This window comes from Oscillatoria nigro-viridis PCC 7112, from assembly GCF_000317475.1.
Classification (GTDB): domain Bacteria; phylum Cyanobacteriota; class Cyanobacteriia; order Cyanobacteriales; family Microcoleaceae; genus Microcoleus; species Microcoleus nigroviridis.
Map to the genome: position 1 here is coordinate 1,935,094 of NC_019729.1, position 17,833 is coordinate 1,952,926.

A 17,833-nucleotide genomic window follows, 5' to 3' on the forward strand; every position below is an offset into this window, starting at 1 on the left:
CTTAAACCTCTCCACTGAAAATCTGTTGAACCGTCAAACTTAGCTGTGGAAACATCGGAGATACGATCGCCTCTCCATCCCGAAATACCCCAACCTCAACATATTGCCCCTCCTCAAGCCGCAAAACCGTCACAACTTGTTCAATTGGATCGATAACCCAATACTCTGCGATGCCCCGCGCTGCGTACTGAGCTCGTTTGCGCTCGTAATCCCGATCCCTGCCCACTCTACCCGGACTCACTACCTCCACAACAAACCGAGGAGGCAGCATATCGAAAGTGATAGTTAGCCTGATTGCTGTCAGCGGAATATGTTCAGGTTCCAGAATTATCAAATCGGGGTAGCGGTTGGCGGCATCTCCCGATCGCAAAACGGCAACTTGAACCTCGCAATTATGCGTTTTAATCAGCCTGAGTGGCACTAGCCCGCTGCTAGCAAAATAGAAAAATAGATAGTTAGCAATGAAATTATTAGGTTCAGATTCTGGTGGCAAAGCTATTAACTCCCCATCAATTAACTCATAGCGTTGACCCGTATCATTTGAGTAATTAAGGTACTCGTCAAAAGTTAATTTTTTAGATTGAGCTTGTACCATAATTTTACATTCCTTTATTTATTCGTTTCTTTCTGCTGGGAGTTTGTTTATATATAGCAATCCTAAATGATTTGCGTAATTATTGTAGGGGCAATCCCCCCGTGGTTGCCCCGATAGATAGGGGGTAGGCACGGGGGCACTACCCCTACAAATTTATCTGAATGATTTAGGATTGCTATAGAAACGGTTTTAACAGCCGAAGGATATCAATCAAAACTGCTGTGCAAGTTCAGCAGGTGTCCCAGCCTCCATCGACAATCGACCCACAAGTGACATATTAAAAACTATCACAGTTCAAATCCTCTGGAATATTAAAAATGATTTCAGATAAATTTCGGCGCGAGTTGCGAGAACAAGCCAAACTCTGGCAAGCAGAAGGACTCATCGACACTTCATTCTACCAACAACTTTCCGAACGCTACCAATTCAACACACTCGAAACCGCCTCCCGCAACCGATTCCTCAGCATTCTGATGAGTCTCGGCGGCATTCTCCTCGGTATAGGAGTCATCACCTTTGTAGCGGCAAACTGGCAAGTTTGGTCGCGCGAAGTGAGAGTTGCACTGCTGCTAAGTCTTTTCGTAGCAGTCAATGCAGCAGGTTTCTATCTATGGCGAATTCCCCCATCCCGAAGCAAAAACTCCCATCCAAATATGCCCGCAACAAAAGGGCGAAACAAACTCCTAGGTGAAGGATTGTTGCTATTAGGTGCTCTGATTTTAGGAGCAAATATGGCATTGATGGCGCAAATGTTCCACATTGGCGGTTCTTCCTACGGACTTTACCTTGCTTGGGGAATCGGCGTGCTCGGAATGGCTTACAGTTTGCGGTTGACTTCCTTGGGCGTTTTGTCCGCACTTTTAATCGGTTTGGGCTATTGGCTTGCCGTGTTAGATTGGTCTTCCAAAGTCGAGTTTTCTTGGCTGGAAGTTTTGGTGCGGCAAATGCCGATCGCAGCCAGTATAATGTTTGTGCCGCTGGCTTATTGGTGTCGATCGCGTGCTATTTTTGCCATAGGTGCGATCGCGATAATTTTTTCCCTACAAGTTTCTATCGTCCAAGGGTTAAATCAAACCTGGGGTACAGCAATTTTTTGTGCTTTACCGCCCGCTTTGCTGTGGGGATACGACGATGCAATCTGGCCGAAGGTAAACAGCAGGCTGTTTCAACCTACCGCCCGCAGTTTAGCCCTGCTGTTTCTCGCCGGTGTGTTTTATGTTCTTTCTTTCCACTGGTTGTGGCCGGATTCGCCGAATCCTGCGCCAACTGAGCCCGATTGGGTTTTGCTGGCAAATGTGGTTGTTTTGGGCGGTTTCACGGTGTTTGAGTGGCTGCGTTTGGGACGTTTGGAACTGCGGCGACCAAAACAAAAAGGAGTGGATTTGACGACAGGTGCGATCGGCATTTTAATCCTCGCCAGCGCCTTAATACCGTTTTTTCACCTCAATTTTACCCCCATTCCTCAATTAGCCACTTTTCTGTTCAATGTTTTCTTATTTTTGCTCGCTGTCGGCTTAATCCGAGAAGGTTTAGCTTTAGGAAACCGCCAGAGTTTTTGGGGAGGAATGGTATTAATCACCCTGCAAATTATCAGCCGAGTCTTTGAATACAACACAGGATTGTTGCTCAAATCTTTTGTATTTGTTTTGTGCGGAATTGGCGTAATTGCTGCGGGTTTGTGGTTCGAGCGCCACTTCGCAAAAATCCCCGATGAATAGAAATTATTCATCTCTTTCTTCTCTCCCTGGGCGCCCTCTGCGGTCTCTGCGGTTTAATCATTCCGAAACAACCGCAAACAATATAACCCATACATAACATGAACACAAACAACACTGACTTATTAGTAAAAAATCCAGATACAACAAATCTGTTTCAGCTTCCCCCGGAAGCGAAACGCCTTCCCGCGTGGCGGCTGTGGGTTCCTTTGCTCTTGCAAATCGGACTAATTGCCGCCGTACCCGCCACCGCTGTTTACACTTTTATTACTGGCAAAACAGTTGTCCTGCAAACAGCACCAGTAGACCCTTACGACTTTTTGCGCGGATATTACCAAGTTTTGAGCTATGATATTTCCGATATCACAAATCTCCAAAAACTACCCGGCTGGAAAGATTTACCTACCGAAAAAAAACCTTGTCCGCCCGGAATTGTTTGTCCCAAAAATCCGCACAATGTCAAACCAAAAACCAGTTTTTATGTAATCTTAGAAGCGCCAAAAACCGCGACTAATCCCGGCCGCCCCCAAGCTTGGAAACCCGTCCGCGTCAGTCTGGAAAATCCCGGCAATTTGCCCGCCAACCAAATCGCAATTAAGGGCAAATATAACGGTTGGCGGATGGAATACGGCTTAGAAACTTATTATATGCCAGAGGACGAAAGGGAAAAAGTCAATCAGGAGATTAGCGAAGCTCAGAGGAAGCAGCGACAATCTTTTTTGGTAGAAGTAAAGATTGACAAAACAGGCCGTGCTGTGCCTGTGAGTTTGTGGGTGCGCGATCGCAATTATCGATTTTAGCTGATATCTCGCACCATTGTCAGCAACAGGCAAGATGCCTGTTCCACAAAATATAAACTTTCTTGTGGAACAGGCCGAAAAGCCTGTTCCTAAACAAGTAATTGAGAACGGTGCAACATATGAGTTTTAGCCAATCAGGGCAAAAGGTCGATCGGTCTTTTGCCCTGGTTTTGAGTATTTTAGCTTAGGGAGGGGCAGAGGTTCGGCGATACCCTACCGCAACGGGTTCCCAGGCGCAATGGGATAGCTTCGCTCGCGCGGACATTTCAATTGCCGACAACCCAGGAGAATCTAGTGAAATACCTAACACTAACCTTGCGGTGAGCGTGTAGGCTTCGTGTCTCATTTGCCGTTGCTCTGTTGGGGATATCCATTGCTGAATATTCGTCACTCAAGACGATCCAAGTCTTACACAGCATCTCTGGCTTGGCAGCCTTTATCCCTTCGTAGGGAACCCACGCAGAAACCCTGTTTCCCAAGGCAAAAAACTATTCCGTATGACAAACTTGGATTGTATTTCACATTAGAACGTATCCCAATCACCAGCGGTCTGTCTTTTCCCCCTTTCTCTCGCAGTTATCCTTGGTAAGCATACTACTGCTACTGTGACCTGTTGTTTGCAGCCGAGTGGGTGGGTCGCAACCACTTATATCTTACCATCTTTTTGTGAGAAATCAGGAAATTTTTGATTATTTAATAGACCTTGCGAAAGCTTATATCCCAACGCCCAATTGAGTACAATTACAGCGTGGGACTTACGCCAATTGAGTTAAGATATATAAGACTTGCAAAAATCTTGCCAGTTCAAGGGCGCAAGTCATGACTCTACTGGAGCTTCTCATGTTAGCCGAGCTAATCTCTGCCAGACGAATACTCAAGACCAAACTCCTCGACTTCTTAGGACTTCCCGAAAATTGCCAAGACCAAACGGATCATCTCGTCAACCGAATTGTATCCCTGCTGGAAGCAAATCCAGCCGAACAAGAAAGATTTTGGGAGACATTCAAAAGTGAATTAGCCGTAGATCCGGTAGAATTAGAAGCAATACTCAAGTGTTCGCCAGCAGAACGCCAGCAGTGGATTGAACAAGACAAACTCCCTATTTTAGAATACCGCTCTTTCCGCAAATCAGGAATCCATTTAGAATATCCCGTTCACGACAGAAGATTCATCTTAAGTCTAACGCCAACCGATATTAATAATTGGCGCAAAGAACCCAAAGGGCTGATTAAAAATGATCGCCAAATACCCACCCCAATCAATACAGAAACGCCTGAAGAAAACGAACAATCGCGAGTAGCTTTTAGTTCAGCTTGGGAAAAAATCATTGCCGACTGGAAAGAACAAGGTTCTGCGGAAATTTCAGCAACCTTCCAGCTAGCTTACTGGACTGTTTGGGCGTCGCGCTGGGCCAAAGAAAATCAGCTCAACAGCTTTAAAGCAATTAATAAATATAAGGAAGTCTACGAAACTCACCAGCAGGAATGGTATCAGCGAAAAAATCAAGCAGTCAAGTTACTGATTGAAATGCCCTACGCCATGCTTTACTTCTACCGTCCGGCGGATTCTGACAAATTATATCTCGAACTGTGCGACGACCACCAGGAAATGATGAAAGATGGCTACTATTGGGACAAGTGGGATTTTTTCTATCAGAACCGCAAACTTGTAAATAAGTGCCGCGAATGTCTGTACTGCGAAACCAAAGATTATTACTCGCTTTACTATCTTGAAATCAAAAGCGACAAGTTTCCCGATTTTAGTTTTTCTTTCCACACGCCGTACACCATCGGCAGAAAATTTTTGCCGCATCCAGAAACGCTGCCTTATGTAGAACACGTAGAACAGGACGGCATTTTTCGCTTTGGTCGCCCGCTGCTGGAACAAGAGAAAGTTATTCACACAGAAAAGGATGTATTGCTTAAGTTTGAGGCGGCTTTGGCAGAAGCGAAAAAGTTTGTTTAGTTAGCAGTCATTAGTAGACTTATTGCTGCTGATTTTTTGATTGATAGGGAAAGCAATGATATCAAATCTGTTAGGGTCGGAATTATTCAGATATCTATTCTCTTTGTCTGCGTGAATCAGCGTCAATCCATTGTCCGGGGCGGTTGATTTTTATTGTTTTTACCGCACATCCAGGCAGATAAACACAGATTAACGCAGATAAATTATTATATCTATTCCGATTGCACCTTCGGTGATTGTTGACGGTTGACTGGATTTGACGCCAGACGATGCTACCGGATTTGATATGACTTTTGAACTTGGATTACTTGAATGCTGCCGCCAGCATAAATTTTGGGTTGTTGAGTTTCTTCGGAATTGTACGATCGCAATCCCACCTCGGCAAACAAACTCCCCAAGTCTGTTTCGCTCAAGTTCCAAGCAGTTTCAGTCTCAAACAACCACAAAAATACAGCAAACTCAGGCTTAAATACCGGATTTGTATGCCGATGAAAATCTACCAAAATGAATAGACCACCGGGAGCGATCGCGCGCTACACTTCTTGAAAGATTTATCGCAACTGTGCCGATCGCATTTCGTGCATCGCAACGCTGCTGTAAACCAAGTCAAACTGACAGTCGGCAAAAGGCATCGACTCGGTAAAAGCTTCTACATAATTGGGTGATGGCACATTTTTCCTGGCCGGTTACAGAGAGAATGGCGAAGCGTCAAGTCCTGTGACATCCTGGGAATATTGCACGTGAAATTGCGTAGTTTGACCGCTACGGCAGCAAAGGTCTAAAACTTTAGTTTCCGCGCTGACGGTCAAATTTTCCCAGGCTAGTTGACCCAAACGAGCCTAGCCGCCTACGCTCAAAGCAGGCAGATGCGCGATCGCATCGTAGAGCCACTGATACCGATAACTTAAATCTCTAAAAATAGTTGCTACAGTCAAAATTATGTATACCTTGCTATCGACTTAAGATATTATCGGGAAATTGGGTTTAAAACCCCGTCCTTCTAGCACGGCTTTAATTTCTTAAATCCATTCCCAAAAATCAGGGAATTGCTGGCACCTGTGGTATACTACGATAGTCAAGGTTCAACTCCTTTGCCATCGTGAAACAGTTAAGACACACTTTTAGGCACAAACTGTTGGACACAGAGCAGCGCAAACTCTTAAAACAGCTAGAGAATCAACGTATTCTCTTTACCAGCAAACAAATATTTGGTTCATTTGTTAAGTAGGGTAGGACATACCCGAACTCTAGGCTATATCCTAGTACGCTTTTGGAGACAGACCCTCTGGGGTGGCTGTGAGTTGAACTCGTCAATTGGTGGTATTTTCTACGGTTGAAAGGTTTAAGAATTGCCGCAAGGACATAGCGCTTAAAGGTCAGTCGCTGAATTAAGAATCCCCACGCCTTTAGGCCCGGGAGTGTCAAATGATAAAGATAAGTAACAGAACTGAGACGATGGGAGAGCTGTAACCGCTATGGGTCGTGTGGGAGTATTGCTATTAAACTTGGGCGGGCCAGATCAAATCGAGGATGTCCGTCCTTTCCTGTTCAACTTGTTTGCTGACCCGGAAATCATTCGCATTCCGTTTCCGTGGATGCAAAAACCGCTCGCCTGGTTGATTTCGACCCTGCGCTTTCAAAAATCCCAGGAAAACTACCGCCAAATCGGGGGCGGCTCTCCTTTACGGCGGATTACCGAGGAACAAGCCGCTTCGCTGCAAGAACTCTTGCAAAAAAAGGGACAGGATGCTCGAGTTTACGTGGGGATGCGTTACTGGCATCCTTTTACCGAAGAGGCACTCGCCAAAATTAAGCGCGATCGCATCGAACATTTGACTATTTTGCCACTGTATCCTCAATTTTCGATCAGCACCAGCGGTTCTAGCTTCCGGCAGCTAGAAGAAATGTGGGGCAAAGATCCAGATCTCAAGGATATAGAATATACCGCGATTCCTTCTTGGTATCAGCGGCCGGGCTACATTCAGGCAATGTCGGAATTGATTGCCCAAGAACTAGACCACAATCCAGATCCCGATCGAGTTCACATCTTTTTCAGCGCCCACGGCGTCCCCCTCAGCTACGTAGAAGAGGCTGGAGACCCCTATCAGCGCGAGATAGAAGATTGCACTCGTCTGATTATGGAAAATTTGAACCGATCGAACGAACACACTCTAGCTTATCAAAGTCGGGTTGGCCCGGTGGAATGGCTCAAGCCTTACACCGAAGACGCCATTACCGAATTGGCAGAAAATGGAGTCCAAGATTTGTTGGTAGTTCCGATTAGTTTTGTTTCCGAACACATCGAGACTCTGCAAGAAATTGACATGGAGTATCGAGAATTAGCAGAAGAATCGGGGATTGAAAATTTCTACCGAGTGCCCGCCCTAAATACTCATCCGGTGTTTATTGAAGCCTTGGCCGATTTAGTCATCGAGTCGATCGAATCTCCCAGCGTTAAATTCTCTGATGTTATACGCCCTTCCAAAATAGTGAAAATGTACCCTCAAGAGCAGTGGGAGTGGGGTTTGACTACGGGGGCGGAAGTCTGGAACGGTCGTTTAGCAATGATTGGTTTTATCGCACTATTGATGGAGTTAATTACGGGTCAGGGCCCGCTACACTCGATCGGATTGCTTTAAATTGACAGTTGACTGTTGACAGTTGACTGTTGACAGTTGACTGTTGTTACAAATGACTAATGATATCAAATCCGTTGGGATCGGAATTATTCATCTCTCTCTTCTCTTCCTGGGCGCCAATAGCGGTCTCTGCGGTTAAATCATTCCGAAACAACCGTAAACGATATAACTAATCACCAATAAGCTGTTACGCATTTAAATTGTATATTCAGGGCGGGCGGGACGCCCACTCCACAAGACTTTTATTTTTTTTTACAGAAAATTTAAAGACAGAACAGCTTAGCTAATCACCAATAACTAATCACCAATCACTAATCACTAATTAATCAGGATCGCGCTTGCGGCGGCGGGGATTTCCCCTATCGCCCGGTATTCCCTGACTTTTGTACCAGCGATACCACTCTTTAGAACTGCGAATTGCCAGCCACAGCAGCATCATAGCAACTAACCCTCCCTGCCGCGGGGCGTCAAAGGCAAACAAAACCAAGGAAATGCACAGAACATCTTGGAGGAAAATCACCCAAATCGGCAAACCCCGCAGCCGGTAAAACCATCCGGCTTGTACCAGTTGCAGCACTAAAGCCAACAAACCTCCGACAATACCAATTATCCACAGCATCCAAGGGTGAGCAATAGTTTCCTCGATCGAACTTACTTGAGCGATCGCAATTCCCATAATTGCTCCTACAATGGGGCTGAAAATAATTTGCACAATTTGCAGTACCCGCTGTCCTACAAAGGTTTTAGAAGCAAATAACTCTAACAGCGACCAACTCACCAAGATGGCGATCGCCACCTGGGGGGGAACCCCCGACAAGAGAGGTATTTCCGACCAAAGTTTGTCAATCCGCAACAAACCAATTAACAGCAGGGGCAGGGCAATTCTCATACCCCCTGCCGCAGATCCAGAGAGTGCGGCTAGGAGTCCAACCATAATAATAATTCAGTTTCTAACGTCAGCTAAAGCCTCGATCTATTTCAGAATTTAATTCCCCTGATGGCTGGCTGTGATTTGAGCGATCGAACTCAAATTGGGGCTTGAACTTAAATATCACTCTCTATTGTAAGTGTATCTGCTTAATCCTGCTTGGCACTGCGATCTTGTCGATCGACACCAGGCAGTTTGTGAACAGTTGACCGTTGACAGTTGACAGAATTCCACCTGGATTGTGATTAAATTAGCTTAAGCACCAGAAGCCTTCTTCTCTCTGACAACTGACAACTAACAACTGTCAAGTGACAACTAACAACTGACAACAGTCAACTGACAACAGTCAACTAACTTCTTATGTCTGATTCATTATTTGCCGATGCCAGCCGCCGATTAGAACGAGCCTTAAAATATGTGTCGCTTTCCGAGGATACGATCGAACGGCTGAAACACCCCAAATCCAGTTTAGTGGTATCGATTCCCGTGCGGATGGACGACGGTTCCCTGCGAATTTTCCAAGGTTATCGGGTGCGCTACGACAATACCAGAGGCCCGTCTAAAGGAGGAGTGCGCTATCATCCGGGAGTATCCCTTGATGAAGTGCAATCCTTAGCATTTTGGATGACTTTTAAATGTGCAGTTTTGAACTTGCCTTTTGGAGGAGCCAAGGGCGGAATTACTCTCAATCCCAAGGAATTGTCCAAACTGGAATTGGAACGGTTGAGCCGGGGCTATGTTGATGCGATCGCAGATTTCATCGGCCCCGATGTCGATATTCCCGCGCCGGATGTCTACACCAATCCCATGATTATGGGTTGGATGATGGATCAGTACAATATTATTAAGCGGCAGCTTTGTCCAGCGGTTGTGACTGGAAAACCAGTGACAATCGGCGGCAGTTTGGGCAGAGATACCGCAACAGCAATGGGTGCTTTTTTTGTAGTACAAACTATTCTACCCAAATTTGAGCTAAATCCTCAAGATACGACTGTAGCAGTACAAGGTTTTGGTAATGCCGGTGCAGAAATAGCAGAATTGCTGTGGAAAGCAGGTTACAAAGTTGTTGCTGTCAGCGATTCCCAAGGGGGAATTTATGCTAAACAAGGGCTGGACATCCCCAGTATTCGAGGCTTTAAAGAGTCTAACAAAGGTATCAAAGCTGTTTACTGCGAAGGTTCAGTTTGCAATATTATCGAACACGAAATCTTGACAAATGAACAACTTTTAGCATTAGATGTAGACGTGCTGGTTCCTGCAGCTTTGGAAAATCAAATAACGGAAGCCAATGTTAATGATGTTAAGGCTAAGTTTATTTTTGAAGTAGCTAACGGCCCGATTGATTCTGCTGCTGATTTGGTTTTAGAAGCGAGGGGAATTCAGGTAATTCCTGATATTTTAGTTAATGCCGGAGGCGTAACGGTTAGTTATTTTGAGTGGGTGCAAAACCGCAGCGGGCTTTATTGGACGCTGGAGGAAGTCAACCAGCGGTTGAAGCATAAAATGGTCGAAGAAACAGAAGCAATTTGGAAAAAATCTCAGGAATTGTCAGTTTCCATGAGAACTGCTGCTTACGTGTACGGGTTAAATCGACTCGGAGAAGCGATGAATGCGAAGGGAACGCGGGATTATTATGTGAACGGTTGAGGGAAGTGGGGTAAGATTGTGCGATCGTACAATCTTACCGCACTTATTCGAGAAGAGCGCAGTCTACGAACTGACTTGGCAAAAATTGGCTTTGAATTGGGGAATTTTAGGTTTGCACGCAGCCGTTGATTTGAGCGCAACTTTGCTGTTGCAGAAGCGGAAAGATATTTTCAAATAACGCAAAACACGGCTATGTTCTCTTAGTCTCGCGTTGCGGGGAATAAAGTTTGTGTAGAGGGGATTCAAACCGCCGATTTCAATCCCTTTTTACGATATTGGGAAAAAAGTCAGCAAATGAGTTACTGCTGCTGTTTTCTTTTCCATAAGCATCTTCTATGATGACATCAAAGTCAGATGTATTATAGGTTCGTAAATATTGTTTTATCTTCTCCTCATCGCGATCTTTTAGCAGCAAATAGGCAGCAAATCTCACCGACATTATCCGATCTTGCAATGCTTGAATTATAAAATCCAAGCCTGCTTCCCCATATTTAGGCGCTTCGGGGAGTGCGGAGATTCTAATGTAGACAACGGGCGATGCTAAGCGGCTTTTAAGGCCAGAGATGCCTCCTAAGACAGCAGCATCTATCGGGGGCGGATTTTGGCCGCCGAGGACGGCATCGTATTCTCTAGGTTGATTTTGGTGGTTTGACATGATTTCAACCAGGGACTTTTGCTAGTTTGTCGGGCTGCAATGGAGGCATCGCGAGCAATTCCTCAACTGAGAAAGGTTGGGGTTGAGGAATTGCAGCTTCAGCATCCATGAGCTCTTTCATTTTCTCAAAAATCAAAACTGTTCCTTCTTCTCCGTCCGTTAGTTTATCGTAAAAATAAGGTATGGAAAACCAATGCTCAAAAGCAATCTCTAACAAACCGTTAGTTGCTAATTGCACTTGCCAATATCGAGAATATCTGGCATCTACTATCTCAAATAACGGGGCTGGATTGTGTATGGGATAATAAGTATACCGCTCATCGCAAATATAGTACGATAAATTCCCTTGCCATTCAGAGATAGCATAGACAATATACTCTTTACCTACTATCAGTTTAAATTCAGTTTCTTTGGTGATGTCTAACGGTGGATTTAGGTAAGTTTCCGGCAAATAAGCCCCTTGATTGGCAATGCAGCGAATCTTCATAGTATATTAACCTCACTGGTTTTTAGGTGCTATTTTGGGGTATGTACGTTTGATTTTGTACTCAACATTTAGGAGAGTGCGGGCATTTCTATACCAATGGATTTCAACGACAGCTCCTTCGATAATCGCGCTTTGGTTACTAGCCATTTTATACCAATCTTCAGGCTGACCGCCATAGTTGGCAACCAATCTGGGAGCATCTCCTAGCGGTCTCCTGGAACCGCCTTGAATCATGATGGCAGGTTGAGCCTTAGCATCTTGCAGCAGTATTTGCTCTTGTAAATTAGTAGGAATATCATCTGGAATTCCACCTCTTATCATGTTGCTATTAGTTACCAAAATAAAAAAAAATTAATCTACCAAATCGTCTAAGGAAAGCTTCAGGAGGTCGCACAATGCTTTCGTCTGTTCGAGATAGAGTTTTGGAATATGTCTGCCCGCTTCCCAATTTTTCACAGTGGTTACAGTCACGCCCAATTCATCAGCAACTTGCTGCTGCGTCAAAGACAGCGATTGGCGTCGCTGTTTGAGTTTTTCCCCCACACTACTCATTCACTGCACCGATTTCAGAATTCCTATGGTTAACTTGACTTAACCAAAAATTGTCCGTAGTATCAGAGGAGAACATCACGTTCGTCAGAAAGCCAGTGCGTCCCGGCTACCAACCTATCAGCACTGGCTCTGGCTCCCATACGTATGGAGACAAGTTAATTATGCCTTACAAAGAACGACTTTACCCTTGGGTTATGGTTCGTTTGCTACCCAAAATGCAGCGATTGACAGTTGGTCAGTTCCGCACTCGATCGGATGCGGACGGTCATCTAGAGATTCTCCGTCGCTTGGTTCCTGGCGGGAAATTCGCGGTGATATTTAACCCCGACCTGCTAGAATCCCAGCAAGCTGACACTTGCGACAGAAGATTCGATCGGTAATTTTCAAATAACCCCTTCCCGGACACGGGGAGGGAGTGACAATTAGTCGTTGGGTGGGGGCGGGTTTACGAGATTATTGATTTTAGGCAATTATGGTTGGTGAACCCACCCCTACGATTTTTGCTGAACCAGCACTTAAAAACATAAAAAAATCCCCCAAACGGGGGATTTCTTTCAACGCTATTACATAGTCTTAGTCTCCGGCATCAAACACTTATCGGAATCGCAGCCCGCCGGCCCCGAATCCATCATTTCACCCAAGTCATAACGGCTCAAAGCCGCATGAAAAACATCAATTTCGCGGCGCGCTAAAGTCTCTTCCACCATCTTGGTGTAAGTTTCCTTGCTCACCGGTTCAAAGGGCAGACGCGGGAATGTTTCAAGAGCATCAAACCGAGCTAAAAGCGCTGCGGAAATGTAGCCTTCATCATCGCGAATCGCTTCATAAATCCGAGTGCCCAAACTTTCAACTTCATTTTCGCGCAGTTCAATGGTGGCCGAAGTGTTATGTCTGACATAGAACTTTTGCACCTGCATATAAAAGTCCATTTGTGCCGCCGCTGAGAATTTGTTAATATCAATTTCATCAGCACCGGGCAAGTCAGCCCAACTTACCGCAACAGGTATTTCTACCAGCCATTCCGTGCAGCGTTCGTCGAAGGGATTGTTCAGCAAATTGCCGTTTTCATCCTTGTCAGATTGAGATGGAATCACGTTGTATCCGTAGTCGATGCAGGCGAGGGCTACGGGGTCGTTTTTGCCGAAAGTGATGCGGCGAATGAAACGCTGGGCTTTCGGCGGATGCCACCCCGGCGAAGCACCTGTCAGCAGAGATTTAGTACCCGACGGTTGAACGGTTGTGCAGCGATTCGGGCGTTTTAAGGAATGGCGATCGCAATAATCCCATACTACCCGATCGACAATCTCGCGCCAACCACTCAAATACTCTTCTTCCCGCTGTTTAAAAGCGATTCCTTGGGGAGTTTGCGGGCGGCCTTCCACCCACCAGCGCAGCCACTCAACACCGAAAGCGTGAACGAAGAAATCGAACAATCCCGTGAAAGATACGCCGACAATCGGGTCTAGTTCGCGGCTGTATTGATAGCGGGGTTCAAGAAATTTGTGATTGAGAAGTACCGCGACAGATAGAGCCGCAGCCCTGAAAGCTTCCTCCTGTTCTTTGAAGTTGTAAGGATCAATTTGATTGAGGTGAACCTCCGCCAAATTGCAGTTTCCAGTTAGAGTGCCACCAAACACCCCTTTATGGAATTCTGGCTCGTTGAAACAGAAGGTATCATGGTTTCCCGGTAAAACTTCTACGGAGTGGATTACCTGATATTTACCTTTCGCTTTCGGTTGATGACCCCGTGAGGTATCCAAGCGTTGACAAGGAATCGCTGCACAATCAGTAATTTGTAGATACCACAAGTCACGGTTACGAGTGCCTAAGTTAGTAGTAGTTCCCGCAGTTGCTAAAAGATTAACGGAAGAACGAATCCCACACTTAGTCAATAGTAAATAAACTCGATAAGCGCGGTCATAGTCGGACAAATAAATCCGAATGCCACCACTAGGAACAATGGAACCATCAGCATCTGCTAAACCAGCAATGAAATTCAGAATTGATTCTCGATCCCAGGATGCAATTTCATCAAAAGCTGCGGCCGTATTTTTGAGCGAGCGAACCTGTTCTGGCTCAAACTCCTTTTGGAATCCCACGTAAAGCAAGCATGGAACATCTTTGGATTCTGTGTAATAGCGTTTTTTACCGCTAGTTTTGCCTGCAATAGCTAACTCTTGGTCGCTTTTAGCTCCGTACAGACGCAGTTGTAATTGTGGCTTGCCATTCGACTGACAAAGGGAACCATCACCCACCAATTGACCTAATGTGTAAGCCCAAATGGGTTCTACAAATTTGCCATCTCGATAAGAGATTTGGAAGGGTTCAGTGTGTAGGCTGTACTTGGTGATTTTTAGGAGTTCCGCGAGGGCCCCTGTGGTTAATTCTTCATACTGGTTGCCAAAGCGGTCTTTCACAAAAAAACGATGTTTTTCTGTGACATCTAAATAAGTGCCATCACCAAAAGAGACGCGATAAAGTTGACGATTTTGCCCCGTCAGCATCGGTACAACTTTGCTCCAACGCTGGCCATTCCACACTTCTACAGCTTGTCCGACAACCTCCTGAATGCGGTGCATTCCATCGCGAGTAATTAACATCGTTTCACCTGAAACGCAGTGGAAGTTAGAGCCGATGATTTCCAGTTTTGTTACCCTAAAGGCTTTTTATCCTTTAGTTCTACAGATTCCATTTTACCTGTAGCTCGGCGTACTTTTTCATCTACTTTAGTTGTAAATGCCCCGCACTCTTGCCAGGATTATATTCTTCAAAAAAGAAGGTTCACCCGGTACGCTCTACGGTGGTAAAGGATTTTTAATTCCCTTACTTACCTCGGAGTTAACATCTCAGTCTTCTCCGATTTTGCGAGGTTTTTAACGTGAGGCAAAATTACTTACCACACGGGTTTAAGCCCACACGGACTAACCGATGCTCTAGTTCCTCAGCAGTCATGTCAGGATGGCGTTCCTGCAACCACTCTTTAGCTTTTCCTTCGTCGTAAGCTTTCAAAAATTCAAGTTTAAGACTCGGTGTTGACAGTAAATCAACGTTAGCTCTAGCTACGGCTTCGCCAGCCCATTGAATCGCACCTTCCCCGCTGTAATACTGTTTGCGGACAGCATCAATACATTCTTCTAGTGTAGGTTTGGTATGGAAAACTCGCGTATGGTTGGCCATCCGAAGGGCATCGCGTTCGGGATCTATTCTCCAGTTGCCGCTTTCATCTTGTTGCCACAAATTATTTTTAGCATTTGCTCCGAGTTCGTCATCAGCATAAAACTGACGCATTCCGGCCGATCTTCTAATGTTTCCAGCAACAATTGTCACCGCCGCTTCATCTATCAAAATGCAGCATTCAACAGAATTTAACTGCCGCCCTAAAGCTTTATTCAAAATAGCGGCGCAGCGCTGATAAAGGTCGGGCAATTTCACCGGATTTGCTACTCCGCCAAAACCTTTTAAAGGTTCTCCCACCGGGCGAACGTCGCTCAAATCGATAAATACTTGAACTTCTCCTGCAAATCTTTCATCTGTGGATAATTCCAGCAAAGTTTGATAGGAGTTTACCCAACCTTGGCGAGAATCTCCGACATAAATAGTTGCGGTTTTTTCGGCTATTTTTACTTCTGTTTCTTGACGGCGCGACTGGGCGGGTGTAGAGCCGATTTCGCCTTGCATGGTTAGGGTTAAGCGGTTGCGAATCGGCGGCAGTTGGCTGATATATTGTGGTTCCAAGACTGCCCCTGTGCCATTAAACTAAGCAACACCCTCGCGAGTGCTACTCGTCTCCAGAACCGGACATGAGACTTTCACCTCATCCGGCTCCTCAGAAAACATACCTCTGTCATAGGAACTGCTCAGACTGCCATCTCTGGCTGTCTTTTGGTCATGGCAATGTCTATGCAATGCTTGAATGTTCTCGAACTTCTTTTTCCCGCCCAAGCTGATTGGTAGAATGTGGTCAAGCTCAATTTGATCTTCCGTTGTAAAAGTTAGATCGCATTGGGCGCATTTTCCTTTCTGCTTGTGCAAGGTTTTGGCGAGTAAAGAGGGAATTTCTTTACTTTTCCCAGTTCTTGAACCCCAGTAGACGAAATCACCGTTGAATGGTGAAGCATCGCCTTTAACCTTGATATGGCGAACAATCTTAGTCCATGTATGCTTTGACAAGATATATCTTTCATCTGTGTCTGGGTTGATATAACCAAACACCCAGTTATCCCCACCTACTTTTGTCCAGTATTTCTCAACTACCCATTTAGCACCCTTATTTGGATGTCTGTATCTCGCCCACGATGTTAGCTTGGTATAAATCAGATGATTCAAATCTCTGAAAGCATCTGTTGAGCAAGCAGATGAGTAATAGTTAGCCCATCCTTGAATGAGGGGGTTGAGTTTCTGAATTAGCACTTTTTGTGGTGCGGATTTATGGGAATCGATGATGTCAGATATAGCCTTATAGTGACGCTGTACCGTTTTTTTACTGGGTTGGATGATTGTTTGGAATCCCAGGATTTTTCCCGCTCTGGGTGCTTTGGCGCTCATCCCATCGTTGACTGGAAATTGTCGTATGTTAAAACCCAAGAAATCAAATCCAGGTTGTTGCCCTTCATATTCTTCAAAGGTGTGACAAATTATAGTCTTGCTTGGTTTTAGTTCCAAGCCGATGTCTTTTAAGAAACCTTCAATGACGGCTTTTGCCCCTAATACAACATTGATGTCTTCGTGAATAAGCACGAAGTCGTCTGCATAGCGAATCAAACTGAGGGCATTCCGGTTTTGCTTTTTCCCGTGGTTCCTACGAGTAGGTAGGGTGTTCGCATATTCCTTAATAGCCTCTTCCATTCCGTGTAAAGCAATGTTTGCCAGTAGCGGAGAGATAACTCCCCCTTGTGGTGTACCTGCTTCTGTTGGGAATATATTCTGCCCATCCATATATCCAGCTTTTAGCCAGCTACGGATTAACTGTTTCATGGAGGGATAGGTGTTTACTTTGCTCAGCAGTTTTTGATGGTCAATGTTGTCAAAGCATTTAGAGATATCTGCATCTAAGACATACTTAGCTTTGCAATGGATAGCTAAGTAGATGGCTTCGATGGCATCATGTGTTGCCCGCCCTGGTCTAAACCCATAACTATTTGGCTCAAAGTAGGCTTCCCATTGTGGTTCTAAGGCTAGTTTGGCTAATGCCTGTAAAGCCCTATCTGTTATTGTGGGAATTCCTAGAGGTCGCTTTTCATCTGTCCCTGGCTTAGGAATCCAGATTCTTCGGGTTGGTTTGACCTTCCCGGTAATCTTTAGATTTTTTGCTAGTTCCAAACGTTGAGCGTAATTGAGGGATTTTACTCCGTCTATTCCCGCTGTCTTCTTGCCTCGGTTGTCTTGGGTTATTTGTCGCGTTGCTAGAAGCTTCGCGTACCAGGACTTCATCAAGGTTTTCTGGAGTCGTCGCATTGCTTTGACATCCCCACGTTGAGCAGCTTTATGTATGCGCTTTTGCAACTTAAACACCATCCTCTGAATTTTCTTCCAGTTGATGTTGTTCCATACCGCCGTAGTCTTAAAACTCGTTTTAGTCGTTTTCATTGCTACTTGTACCTACATATATCTGTTTCCCGTGAGTCCGTCAGCATATCCTACGCATTACCGCAGGCATTAGCTTCTGACTCAATCTCGCCACATAGCTCATCCGGTTAGCACCTACTCAGGCATCGACCTCCTGAGAGAAACTATGTGGTTACTTCGTTCCTGATAGTCATTGGTTGAGAGTTTAGGTTTCTACTGTTCACCGGGATTGCGAGTGGTGCAGACCGCAACGGATGCTATTGGGGTCACTCTATCCTTGCCTTT

At 45.3% G+C, this 17,833-nt stretch carries 18 protein-coding genes; 7 read left to right on the plus strand and 11 right to left on the minus strand.

Translation table 11 applies throughout. The features are described 5' to 3' along the window. Position 1: 1 nt before the first annotated feature. Positions 2 to 595 (minus strand): Uma2 family endonuclease, encoded by a 594-nt coding sequence (locus tag OSC7112_RS08265; protein WP_015175475.1) that lies wholly within the window; start codon positions 593 to 595, stop codon positions 2 to 4. Between the two features lie 317 nt (positions 596 to 912). Here OSC7112_RS08265 and OSC7112_RS08270 point away from each other — a divergent pair, with 317 nt between their 5' ends. From OSC7112_RS08270 to OSC7112_RS08280, 3 genes are all read left to right on the plus strand, one after another. Next, the gene (locus OSC7112_RS08270; protein WP_015175476.1) at positions 913 to 2,313 is read left to right on the plus strand and encodes a DUF2157 domain-containing protein; all 1,401 of its coding nucleotides are present in this window, start codon (positions 913 to 915) and stop codon (positions 2,311 to 2,313) included. A gap of 98 nt (positions 2,314 to 2,411) precedes the next feature. Further along, complete coding sequence (locus OSC7112_RS08275; protein ID WP_015175477.1) at positions 2,412 to 3,110, plus strand: GDYXXLXY domain-containing protein; 699 nt, start codon at positions 2,412 to 2,414, stop codon at positions 3,108 to 3,110. Positions 3,111 to 3,950: 840 nt separating this feature from the next. Continuing rightward, the gene (locus tag OSC7112_RS08280; protein ID WP_015175479.1) at positions 3,951 to 5,075 is read left to right on the plus strand and encodes a hypothetical protein; all 1,125 of its coding nucleotides are present in this window, start codon (positions 3,951 to 3,953) and stop codon (positions 5,073 to 5,075) included. 272 nt (positions 5,076 to 5,347) lie between these two features. Here OSC7112_RS08280 and OSC7112_RS42555 read toward each other — a convergent pair whose 3' ends face one another. After that, positions 5,348 to 5,578 (minus strand): hypothetical protein, encoded by a 231-nt coding sequence (locus OSC7112_RS42555; RefSeq protein WP_317623937.1) that lies wholly within the window; start codon positions 5,576 to 5,578, stop codon positions 5,348 to 5,350. Positions 5,579 to 5,626: 48 nt separating this feature from the next. Next, a complete protein-coding gene (locus tag OSC7112_RS42560) occupies positions 5,627 to 5,746 on the minus strand; it encodes a class I SAM-dependent methyltransferase (protein WP_317623938.1) in 120 nt (39 codons plus the stop codon). A gap of 804 nt (positions 5,747 to 6,550) precedes the next feature. Here OSC7112_RS42560 and hemH point away from each other — a divergent pair. After that, complete coding sequence (hemH, locus tag OSC7112_RS08290) at positions 6,551 to 7,714, plus strand: ferrochelatase (RefSeq protein WP_015175480.1); 1,164 nt, start codon at positions 6,551 to 6,553, stop codon at positions 7,712 to 7,714. Positions 7,715 to 8,036: 322 nt separating this feature from the next. Here the strand turns inward: hemH and OSC7112_RS08295 are convergent, their stop codons facing one another. Continuing rightward, a complete protein-coding gene (locus OSC7112_RS08295) occupies positions 8,037 to 8,648 on the minus strand; it encodes a DUF4126 domain-containing protein (protein ID WP_015175481.1) in 612 nt (203 codons plus the stop codon). Positions 8,649 to 9,002: 354 nt separating this feature from the next. Between OSC7112_RS08295 and OSC7112_RS08300 the strand changes: the two genes are divergently transcribed. Both OSC7112_RS08300 and OSC7112_RS39515 read left to right on the plus strand, forming a co-directional pair. After that, positions 9,003 to 10,289, plus strand: coding sequence for a Glu/Leu/Phe/Val family dehydrogenase (locus tag OSC7112_RS08300; RefSeq protein WP_015175482.1), 1,287 nt, complete (start codon positions 9,003 to 9,005; stop codon positions 10,287 to 10,289). A 16-nt stretch (positions 10,290 to 10,305) separates the two neighbouring features. Beyond that, positions 10,306 to 10,467: a hypothetical protein gene (locus OSC7112_RS39515; protein WP_190274350.1), complete on the plus strand. Its 162-nt coding sequence runs from the start codon at positions 10,306 to 10,308 to the stop codon at positions 10,465 to 10,467. A 78-nt stretch (positions 10,468 to 10,545) separates the two neighbouring features. On the opposite strand, the gene OSC7112_RS08305 is transcribed toward OSC7112_RS39515, so the two are convergent. From OSC7112_RS08305 to OSC7112_RS08320, 4 genes are read right to left on the minus strand one after another with little or no spacing between them, the layout of a single operon-like run. Beyond that, the gene (locus tag OSC7112_RS08305) at positions 10,546 to 10,944 is read right to left on the minus strand and encodes a hypothetical protein (RefSeq protein ID WP_015175483.1); all 399 of its coding nucleotides are present in this window, start codon (positions 10,942 to 10,944) and stop codon (positions 10,546 to 10,548) included. Between the two features lie 4 nt (positions 10,945 to 10,948). Continuing rightward, the gene (locus OSC7112_RS08310; RefSeq protein WP_015175484.1) at positions 10,949 to 11,431 is read right to left on the minus strand and encodes a hypothetical protein; all 483 of its coding nucleotides are present in this window, start codon (positions 11,429 to 11,431) and stop codon (positions 10,949 to 10,951) included. A 12-nt stretch (positions 11,432 to 11,443) separates the two neighbouring features. Further along, positions 11,444 to 11,752, minus strand: coding sequence for a hypothetical protein (locus OSC7112_RS08315; protein ID WP_015175485.1), 309 nt, complete (start codon positions 11,750 to 11,752; stop codon positions 11,444 to 11,446). Between the two features lie 30 nt (positions 11,753 to 11,782). Next, positions 11,783 to 11,983 (minus strand): helix-turn-helix transcriptional regulator, encoded by a 201-nt coding sequence (locus tag OSC7112_RS08320; protein ID WP_015175486.1) that lies wholly within the window; start codon positions 11,981 to 11,983, stop codon positions 11,783 to 11,785. 161 nt (positions 11,984 to 12,144) lie between these two features. Here OSC7112_RS08320 and OSC7112_RS08325 point away from each other — a divergent pair, with 161 nt between their 5' ends. Then, positions 12,145 to 12,363 carry a hypothetical protein gene (locus tag OSC7112_RS08325; RefSeq protein ID WP_015175487.1) on the plus strand — a complete coding sequence of 73 codons (219 nt, stop codon included), beginning with the start codon at positions 12,145 to 12,147 and terminating at the stop codon, positions 12,361 to 12,363. Positions 12,364 to 12,546: 183 nt separating this feature from the next. Here the strand turns inward: OSC7112_RS08325 and nrdJ are convergent, their stop codons facing one another. From nrdJ to ltrA, 3 genes are all read right to left on the minus strand, one after another. Continuing rightward, the gene (gene nrdJ, locus OSC7112_RS08330) at positions 12,547 to 14,583 is read right to left on the minus strand and encodes a ribonucleoside-triphosphate reductase, adenosylcobalamin-dependent (protein WP_223300791.1); all 2,037 of its coding nucleotides are present in this window, start codon (positions 14,581 to 14,583) and stop codon (positions 12,547 to 12,549) included. Between the two features lie 289 nt (positions 14,584 to 14,872). Beyond that, positions 14,873 to 15,718 carry a glycyl radical enzyme family protein gene (locus tag OSC7112_RS08335; RefSeq protein WP_223300792.1) on the minus strand — a complete coding sequence of 282 codons (846 nt, stop codon included), beginning with the start codon at positions 15,716 to 15,718 and terminating at the stop codon, positions 14,873 to 14,875. Between the two features lie 21 nt (positions 15,719 to 15,739). Further along, positions 15,740 to 17,569 (minus strand): group II intron reverse transcriptase/maturase, encoded by a 1,830-nt coding sequence (gene ltrA, locus OSC7112_RS08340; protein ID WP_015175488.1) that lies wholly within the window; start codon positions 17,567 to 17,569, stop codon positions 15,740 to 15,742. Positions 17,570 to 17,833 lie beyond the last annotated feature (264 nt).

Coding starts and splice junctions, on each gene's coding strand:
- ltrA (WP_015175488.1), bottom strand. CDS start 17,569: ATGAAAACGACTAAAACGAGTTTTAAGACTACGGCGGTATGGAACAAC.
- OSC7112_RS08320 (WP_015175486.1), bottom strand. CDS start 11,983: ATGAGTAGTGTGGGGGAAAAACTCAAACAGCGACGCCAATCGCTGTCT.
- OSC7112_RS08295 (WP_015175481.1), bottom strand. CDS start 8,648: ATGGTTGGACTCCTAGCCGCACTCTCTGGATCTGCGGCAGGGGGTATG.
- OSC7112_RS08300 (WP_015175482.1), top strand. CDS start 9,003: ATGTCTGATTCATTATTTGCCGATGCCAGCCGCCGATTAGAACGAGCC.
- OSC7112_RS08305 (WP_015175483.1), bottom strand. CDS start 10,944: ATGTCAAACCACCAAAATCAACCTAGAGAATACGATGCCGTCCTCGGC.
- OSC7112_RS08325 (WP_015175487.1), top strand. CDS start 12,145: ATGCCTTACAAAGAACGACTTTACCCTTGGGTTATGGTTCGTTTGCTA.
- OSC7112_RS08270 (WP_015175476.1), top strand. CDS start 913: ATGATTTCAGATAAATTTCGGCGCGAGTTGCGAGAACAAGCCAAACTC.
- OSC7112_RS08280 (WP_015175479.1), top strand. CDS start 3,951: ATGTTAGCCGAGCTAATCTCTGCCAGACGAATACTCAAGACCAAACTC.
- hemH (WP_015175480.1), top strand. CDS start 6,551: ATGGGTCGTGTGGGAGTATTGCTATTAAACTTGGGCGGGCCAGATCAA.
- OSC7112_RS08265 (WP_015175475.1), bottom strand. CDS start 595: ATGGTACAAGCTCAATCTAAAAAATTAACTTTTGACGAGTACCTTAAT.
- OSC7112_RS08275 (WP_015175477.1), top strand. CDS start 2,412: ATGAACACAAACAACACTGACTTATTAGTAAAAAATCCAGATACAACA.
- OSC7112_RS08310 (WP_015175484.1), bottom strand. CDS start 11,431: ATGAAGATTCGCTGCATTGCCAATCAAGGGGCTTATTTGCCGGAAACT.
- nrdJ (WP_223300791.1), bottom strand. CDS start 14,583: ATGTTAATTACTCGCGATGGAATGCACCGCATTCAGGAGGTTGTCGGA.
- OSC7112_RS08315 (WP_015175485.1), bottom strand. CDS start 11,752: ATGATAAGAGGTGGAATTCCAGATGATATTCCTACTAATTTACAAGAG.